The sequence below is a fragment of the Clostridium coskatii genome, assembly GCF_001675205.1.
GTDB lineage: Bacteria > Bacillota > Clostridia > Clostridiales > Clostridiaceae > Clostridium_B > Clostridium_B ljungdahlii.
In genome coordinates this window covers 1-522 of the sequence record NZ_LROR01000001.1, presented here as the reverse complement: position 1 = coordinate 522, position 522 = coordinate 1, and the positions used below count along the sequence as shown (strand labels likewise).

General features: G+C 33.9%; 1 protein-coding gene. It reads left to right on the top strand.

Features of this window, described 5'->3' with window-relative positions; all coding sequences use genetic code 11:
* A partial coding sequence (gene ilvC / locus CLCOS_RS00005; protein WP_065080035.1) for a ketol-acid reductoisomerase occupies positions 1-522 on the top strand: 522 nt, incomplete at both ends.

The following is a 522-nucleotide window of genomic DNA, read 5'->3' as shown; positions in this document are numbered from 1 at the left end:
TTTTAGCTATACTTGGCTTTGGAAGTCAGGGACATGCACATGCTTTGAATTTAAAAGAAAGTGGACTCGATGTAATAGTCGGTTTATATAAAGGTAGTAAGTCATGGAAAAAGGCTGAAGATTATGGGTTTAAGGTATATGAAATAGCTGAAGCCGTTAAACAAGCAGATATTATAACAGTGCTTTTGCCAGATGAAAAACAAAAACAAATTTATGAAGAAAGTATTAAAGATAATTTATCAGAAGGAAATGCATTGTTCTTTGCACATGGCTTCAACATTCATTTTAATCAGATAGTACCGCCTAAGTTTGTAGATGTCTTGATGATTGCTCCAAAAGGACCAGGACACATAGTTAGAAGAGAATATACATTAGGCAATGGAGTTCCATGTCTGTATGCAGTATATCAAGATTACAGTGGAAAAGGAAAAGAAATTGCTTTAGCTTATGGAAAAGGAATTGGTGGAACTAGAGCAGGAGTTATGACTACAACATTTAAAGTTGAAACTGAAACTGATTTAT